Source organism: Streptomyces sp. NPDC001508, from assembly GCF_040298665.1.
GTDB lineage: Bacteria > Actinomycetota > Actinomycetes > Streptomycetales > Streptomycetaceae > Streptomyces.
The window spans coordinates 1-2,802 of sequence record NZ_JBEPAP010000139.1 but is presented as its reverse complement, the minus strand read 5'-3'; the positions used below and the strand labels follow the sequence as shown (position 1 = coordinate 2,802).

The 2,802-nt window shown below is 68.5% G+C and carries 4 protein-coding genes and 1 pseudogene; 4 read left to right on the top strand and 1 reads right to left on the bottom strand.

Annotated features, from left to right (window positions below; translation table 11 throughout):
• The first annotated feature begins 144 nt into the window (after nt 1-144).
• The 4 genes from ABT245_RS45650 to ABT245_RS45635 all read left to right on the top strand — a co-directional run bounded on the left by ABT245_RS45650 (nt 145) and on the right by ABT245_RS45635 (nt 2,548).
• Complete coding sequence (locus ABT245_RS45650) at nt 145-1,017, top strand: NADP-dependent oxidoreductase (RefSeq protein WP_502982329.1); 873 nt, start codon at nt 145-147, stop codon at nt 1,015-1,017.
• A gap of 141 nt (nt 1,018-1,158) precedes the next feature.
• The gene (locus tag ABT245_RS45645) at nt 1,159-1,314 is read left to right on the top strand and encodes an SDR family oxidoreductase (protein ID WP_351747016.1); all 156 of its coding nucleotides are present in this window, start codon (nt 1,159-1,161) and stop codon (nt 1,312-1,314) included.
• A 282-nt stretch (nt 1,315-1,596) separates the two neighbouring features.
• Complete coding sequence (locus ABT245_RS45640; RefSeq protein WP_351747011.1) at nt 1,597-1,761, top strand: hypothetical protein; 165 nt, start codon at nt 1,597-1,599, stop codon at nt 1,759-1,761.
• A 520-nt stretch (nt 1,762-2,281) separates the two neighbouring features.
• Nucleotides 2,282-2,548, top strand: a complete 267-nt coding sequence (locus tag ABT245_RS45635) for a hypothetical protein (RefSeq protein ID WP_351747008.1) — start codon at nt 2,282-2,284, stop codon at nt 2,546-2,548.
• Between the two features lie 175 nt (nt 2,549-2,723).
• On the opposite strand, the pseudogene ABT245_RS46385 reads toward ABT245_RS45635, so the two are convergent.
• Nucleotides 2,724-2,802: pseudogene (locus ABT245_RS46385) on the bottom strand (IS200/IS605 family transposase); the annotation flags it as partial.

Genomic DNA, 2,802 nt, shown 5'->3' with positions numbered 1-2,802 from the left:
CTGCGGAAGGCGCGGCACGCGGCCTAATGGATCCAGTGCTCACGCCCCACTGCCCGGCGGGCACGCCACCCCATCAACGGTCTGGCCTCCCGGCCAACCAGCAGGGGCACGGTCTGACCCCGGAAGTCGAATGCTTCAGGCAGCCTGAGTGCTCACCTGCTGGCGGCTACGGCACCGAGTCTCACCGACCCGGCAAGTCCCATTAGGGCAGCCGGGGTGCAGCCGTTCGACTGCGCGGTCCGGCGCGGCATCGTGTCGATCCCCGGCCTGACGGGCTCGTTCCCGCAGAAGGTCGGCAACGACTTCGCCGGGGTCGTGGACCAGGTCGGGCCCGGGGCTGTCGGGTTCGAGGTGGGCGCCGAGGTGATGGGGTGGGCGCTGCTCGCCTCGCACGCCGAGTACGTGGTGGTGGCGCCCGACCAGCTCGTGGTGAAGCCCGCCTCGATGCCCTGGGAGGTGGCCGGCGCCTTCTCCGCCTCGGCGCAGACGGCGCACACGGCGATCGAGAAGCTGAAGGTCGCGGCGGGTGACACCGTGCTCGTGCACGCGGCGGCCGGTGGTGTCGGCACCGTCGCCGTCCAGGTGGCCAAGGCGCGCGGTGCGACCGTCATCGGCACCGCAGGCCTGCACAACCATGACTACCTGCGCTCCCTCGGCGTCGTCCCGGTCGCCTACGGCGACGGGCTCGTGGACCGCGTCCGCGCGCTCGCCCCGGGCGGGGTCACCGCCGCGCTCGACGGCGTCGGCGGTGCCGCGCTCGACGCCTCGGTCGAACTCGTCGAGGACCGCGGGCGGATCGGCACGATCATCGACTTCGACCGCGCCGGGGACTTCGGCGTCCTCGCCATCAGCACGGAGCGCTCCACCACACGCCTCACCGAACTGACCGACATGTTCGACCGGGGCGAGCTGCGCATCGAGATCTCCCACACCTTCCCGCTGGCGCAGGCGGCGTCGGCGCACCAGGAGATGGACCGAGGACACGTCCGCGGCAAGATCGCCATCGTCGTGGAGTGAGATGCCAGGGGGCACATCCCCCGCTTTCGTCACCATGGGCCGGCAGCCGCAGCTGCCGGCCCACCGCTGTTCCCAGGAGACAGGAGAGGGACACCGTGATCGCAGAACAGGTCGCCGTCGTGACCGGGGTCGTCGTCCGGCATCGGAGCCGCTGTCGCCCCTCGGCTTGCCGCCGAGGGACTGAAGGCCGTCGTCAACTCGGCGTACTCGGTGGAGGCGGGCCGACGCCTGGCGGCCTCGCTGCCCCACGCCGTCTACGTCCAGGCCGACGTCTCCGACGAACAGCAGGCCCGGTAGCTGGTTGACGCAGCCGTCGAGCGGTACGGTCGGCTCGACGCCCTCGTCAACAACGCGGGGACGGCCCGGGTGATCCCTCACCAGGACCTCGACGCGGCGACGCCCAAGTGTGGCAGGGGATCCTCTCCCTCAACGTGCTGGGCACCTGGCAGATGTCGGCCGCCGCCTCCCACCTGGCCGCGTCCGGCGCCGGCAACATCGTCAACGTCTCCTCGGTCCCGGGCAGCCGCCCGGGCGGGCAGCTCGACCCCCTACGCCGTCAGCAAGGCCGCGATCGACCACATGATGCGGCTGCCGGCCGCCGCCCTCGGCCCCTCGGCCCGAGTCAACGCGGTCGCCCCGGCGCTGACCGAGACGCCCTGGACCCAGGACGACCCGTTCTTCCGGCATCGCGGACCGGGTGCGCGAGTCCACCCCGCTGCGCCGCGTCGGCCCACGAGGTGCTGAACAACTGTGCTCACTGGGGCCGAAGCGTCGGCTCGTCGGGAGTTGGTTGACAGAGGTATGACCTCTGCGCGGCGCTCCGACATGGGGATGGCTAGCGGCTTCATTGGGGCTATGCGCGATGGTTCACGCAGGCTCGATTACCCGACAGGGGCCAGGGGCAAGGGGGCGGGGAAGCCGCCGTCTGGCTGGCGATCCCTGGTCGTCTACTGGACCGGGTGGCCGATGCCGCTTGGCCGCAGGTGTCAGGAGCCGCAATCAAGGGCTGGTCGTGCCACACCCGCTGTGACCTGCGCAGCTTCGCTCGCATGACCATGTCGGTGCATCTGCCGAAGACGAGTGTCGGCTGACGGCGTGAAGCGGGCTTCGTCGCCGGACTGTGAGTTCGAGTAACGCTCGGATCAACCGTACGTGGGAAAGCGGGGAATCTCGGACGTTCAGGTAGTGAGCCCATTCCAACTTCTGTCGACAGTCGATCGGCGCTGTGTCAGGGACATCTGGTAGACCCTGGCTATGACGTTTCTTGGCGGTGGTCGAGGGTGATGCGGGTGGATGGCACATCGATCGGGATGCGCTGACAGACGGGATCCGTGCCCGGTGGTCGGGGCTCGAAATCGACTCGATGCGCTGCAGTGAAGTGCGCAGCCTCGGATGGCAGTTCAAGACGGAGAACGGCCCAGGTGAGGCGCATCTGCACGAGGGCGGTACCTGCCTGTACATGGATGTCTGGGAGGAAGACGCGATCTGGTCGGCGATCGTCTTCCGCAGGCTGACACCCCCTGGACCTTGACCTGGCGTTCTGCGATGAGGGTTACACCTTCGCCTCATGAACTGTGCTGCTGGACACCATCCGGGTGGTATGGACATCTTCGTCATGATCGATGCGGGTTACCGGGTTCCTTGCAGAAAGCCCCGGCGTTCACGCCGGGGATGAATGCATCTCAAGATAGCTCTGACGTGCACTTTTAGAGCGGACGTTTTTGCTGCTCGATGTACTGGCGGACGATCGCCAACGGTGCTCCGCCGCACGATGCGGAGAAATAC